Source organism: Mesorhizobium sp. M7A.F.Ca.ET.027.02.1.1, assembly GCF_004022985.1.
Lineage (GTDB): Bacteria > Pseudomonadota > Alphaproteobacteria > Rhizobiales > Rhizobiaceae > Mesorhizobium.
Genome location: NZ_RZOL01000552.1, coordinates 1 through 3156, shown reverse-complemented (window position 1 = coordinate 3156; position 3156 = coordinate 1). Strand labels below are relative to the sequence as shown.

The following is a 3156-nucleotide window of genomic DNA, read 5'->3' as shown; positions in this document are numbered from 1 at the left end:
CCCGACGGAACCAAGGTCACCGACCGCCATTGCTGCTATCTCGAAATCGTGCCGAACGAGCGGCTGGTGTGGACGGATGCATTGTTGCCGGGTTACCGGCCGCCAGGAGAACCCTTCATCACCGCTGTCATTTCCTTGCAGCCGGACGGCAAGGGCACGCGCTACACCGCCACCGCCATCCATCGCGACGAGGCGACCCGCAACAACCATGAAGAGATGGGTTTCTTCGACGGCTGGGGCACGGTGGCCGATCAGCTTGCGCAGTATGTGAAGACGATCTGATCTTCCCACATGACGGCCAGGACGTTGTCTTGGCCGTCATGCTTGTTTTCAACCCGGCAGCGAAGAGAGCAGTCTCCCGGTGGCATTTCCGCCTCAATAATAGAAGCGCTCTTCGGTGATCTTGCCGTTCTTGACCGTGTAGAGGCCAACTTCATCCATGGTGACGCGCTCGCCGGTGGCCTTGGGCGTGATGTCGAACTTGAAGCGCACCGCGAACTGGTCTCCGTTGACATAGGGGCCCTCGACCGAGCCGCCATGCACTTCGTTGTTCTCCTGCCACCACTGGCCCTTCTGCCTGAGAGCCTCCTTGCCATGGGAGATGGCCATTGGCCCCGCCATGGCTTCGAGACTGACGATATCATCGGCATTGTACTTCTCGGCAGCAGCTTCGTTATCGCCCTGCTTGAGCAGCTCGGTGAAATCCTTGGCAATTTCCGCGATGGTCATTTGTGTTCCTCCTGTTCAGACGCACTGCAAGTAGGGAACAGCTTACTGCCCTGCCATCGTCGGGCCGCGTCGTAGCTGACAAGCCATGTCAGGATGATAATGTCGTGCAGATCGCGCTCCCGCACATCCGGTTGCGGACACAAGCCAATTCCGCAATTCTAGGTGAATGTGCAACCTCTACAATATTACCACGACGCAAGAGGCGGTCCGCCAATGGACACACACAATGCGCGACGTCAGCGGCAACCTTGAGCCTTCGCTTGACGTCTATCCCAATCAGCCTGGCCTAGTCGTTCGCAACACGGCGGATGGGGAGCGTGAGCTGGCGAAACTGCTTTGGGGTTTGCCAACGCCACCTGAACGCATAAAAGGCAAGGCGGACTACGGCACTACCAACGTGCGCAATCCGCAATATTCGCACTGGCAGCAATATGTCGGCGTCGAGCACAGATGCGTCGTGCCGGTGACCAGCTTTGCCGAACCCAGCCCTACCCCGAACGACAAAGACCCAGACACAGGCATCCAGCGCAATTATTGGTTTGCGCGTGACGAGAGCCGGCCGCTGTTCTTCTTCGCTGGTTTCTGGACCCGTTGGCAAGGCGTTAGAAAGGTCAAGGATGGTCCTGGCGACTTCGAGCTATTTGCCTTCATGACAACCAAGCCTAACGCCGTCATCGCGCCGATCCATGAGAAGGCTATGCCCGTGATCCTGACCACGCCGGAAGATGCCCAGGCCTGGCTTATAGCGCCGTGGGCAGAAGCGAGGCATTTGCAGCAGACAGCGCCGGACGATGCATTGGTGATTGTTGAGAAGCCCGCCACGCAGATCAAGTTTCCGCAGCAGGTGCCAACTCAAGGGTCTCTGTTCTAGGCCGCAGGATCGACTAATCAGCCGCTTTCTTAATCGTCGTCTCGCCAGATCACCCGGCGAACCATGCGGATTTCGACAAGGCGCCTGACCCGAATTTTCAAGCGTTCAGCGGCGCTCGGCAAAATAATGCTGGCATCAAGCTCGCGAAGCTTGCAGCGCTCGCACCGCATATGCCGTTCGACGTCCCAAAAGGGAATATCCCCCACAAGCTTTGCGAGATCGCCGGGCAGATAGTGCCGAGTGATGTTGCAGTGCCGGCATCGAACACGAATGAGTTGCCCGACTTCGTGCGCAAGGCACAGGGTCTGCACATTTCGGCGCGGTCGGCTGCTCAATTCCGGCATCGGCCAAACTAGGAATATATTCCCCGGCGAGTCAATCCTACTTAGTTCCATGGTCTTTTGTTCACAGCCGGCTGACAGGTCCACATAGTCAGGGCGACGACGGCCCGTAGCCGATGATGCCCTTGACCTCGAAGTTGGTCGCCCAATCGGCGTAGTGCTTGTAGCCACGGAGCGGCGCGAACGGATGCTTCGGTTTTTAACGTAGCTGAAACTAACCTGGTAGCACCGGGCAGTTGGCACCACGGCGCAGGCTGATATGCGCCACGTCTCCGACGCTGAATTGGGAACCCTCGGCCTGGCGCGGTGCATCGATGACAACAGGGGCGCCCTGCCCGAGTTCGGCATGCAGGCGCAGCGTGCGGCCGTGAAAGACGATGCTGTTGACGCGCGCCGGTGCGGTGCCGGGCGCAGCTTCGGTGGCCGCCAGCAGATCCTCCGGGCGCACGCCAATGGTGCGCATCTCGCCTTGCCCGGGTGACTGGCCCGTTTCAGCGATGGCCTCCAGCGGCAAGGTGCCAGCGGTGAAACGCAAGCGACCGCCATCGCGGCCGACAAACCGTGATTGCAGGAGATTCATGGTGCCGATGAAGCTCGCCACAAACTTCGTGGCGGGCCGGTCGTAAAGGGTGGCCGGCGGCGCGATCTGCTCGATGCGGCCCTTGTTCATGACGACGATGCGGTCGGAGATCGACAGCGCTTCGGTCTGGTCGTGGGTGACCATGACGAAGGTGGTGCCGAGCCGCGACTGCAGCCGCTTCAGTTCAACCTGCATCTGCTCGCGCAGATGCGCATCGAGCGCCGACAGCGGCTCGTCGAGCAGGAGCACGCGTGGTTCGCAGACGATGGCACGCGCCAGCGCGACACGCTGGCGCTGGCCGCCCGACAGTTCGGAGACGCGGGCGCCAAGCTTGTCGGCGAGACCGACCATGTCGAGGGCTTCGCCGGTGCGCTTTGCCTGTTCGGCTCCAGACAGTTTGCGCAGTGACAGACCGAAGCCGACATTTTCGGCGACATTCATGTGCGGGAACAGCGCATAATCCTGGAACACGGTGTTGACCGGCCGGTCGAAGGGCCGAAGGGCCGTGATATCGCGACCATCGAGCAACACCTTGCCGCTCGACGGGCTTTCGAAACCGGCGATGACGCGCAGGCTGGTGGTCTTGCCGCAACCCGACGGCCCGAGCAGCGTGACAAACTCGCCGCTGATAATGT

The 3156-nt window shown here is 60.5% G+C and carries 5 protein-coding genes; 2 read left to right on the top strand and 3 right to left on the bottom strand.

Annotated elements, in window-relative coordinates; all coding sequences use genetic code 11:
• The coding region (locus EN749_RS33190; protein WP_189367892.1) for an SRPBCC domain-containing protein at positions 1-282 on the top strand (282 nt) is incomplete at its 5' end.
• A 93-nt stretch (positions 283-375) separates the two neighbouring features.
• Here the strand turns inward: EN749_RS33190 and EN749_RS33185 are convergent.
• The gene (locus EN749_RS33185) at positions 376-729 is read right to left on the bottom strand and encodes a nuclear transport factor 2 family protein (protein WP_127261632.1); all 354 of its coding nucleotides are present in this window, start codon (positions 727-729) and stop codon (positions 376-378) included.
• Positions 730-895: 166 nt separating this feature from the next.
• On the opposite strand from EN749_RS33185, the gene EN749_RS33180 reads away from it, so the two are divergent.
• Positions 896-1600, top strand: coding sequence for an SOS response-associated peptidase (locus EN749_RS33180; protein WP_127320782.1), 705 nt, complete (start codon positions 896-898; stop codon positions 1598-1600).
• A 29-nt stretch (positions 1601-1629) separates the two neighbouring features.
• On the opposite strand, the gene EN749_RS33175 is transcribed toward EN749_RS33180, so the two are convergent.
• Together EN749_RS33175 and EN749_RS33170 are read right to left on the bottom strand one after the other, a co-directional pair.
• Entirely contained in the window at positions 1630-1944 is a 315-nt protein-coding gene (locus tag EN749_RS33175; protein ID WP_027036017.1) for a hypothetical protein, read from the bottom strand.
• Positions 1945-2155: 211 nt separating this feature from the next.
• Positions 2156-3156, bottom strand: a 1001-nt coding sequence (locus EN749_RS33170; protein ID WP_210214748.1) for an ABC transporter ATP-binding protein, incomplete at its 5' end; no start/stop codon positions are given.

Excerpts from the sequence above, each read along its gene's own strand:
- EN749_RS33175 (WP_027036017.1), bottom strand. The coding sequence starts at position 1,944 with ATGCCGGAATTGAGCAGCCGACCGCGCCGAAATGTGCAGACCCTGTGC.
- EN749_RS33180 (WP_127320782.1), top strand. The coding sequence starts at position 896 with ATGTGCAACCTCTACAATATTACCACGACGCAAGAGGCGGTCCGCCAA.
- EN749_RS33185 (WP_127261632.1), bottom strand. The coding sequence starts at position 729 with ATGACCATCGCGGAAATTGCCAAGGATTTCACCGAGCTGCTCAAGCAG.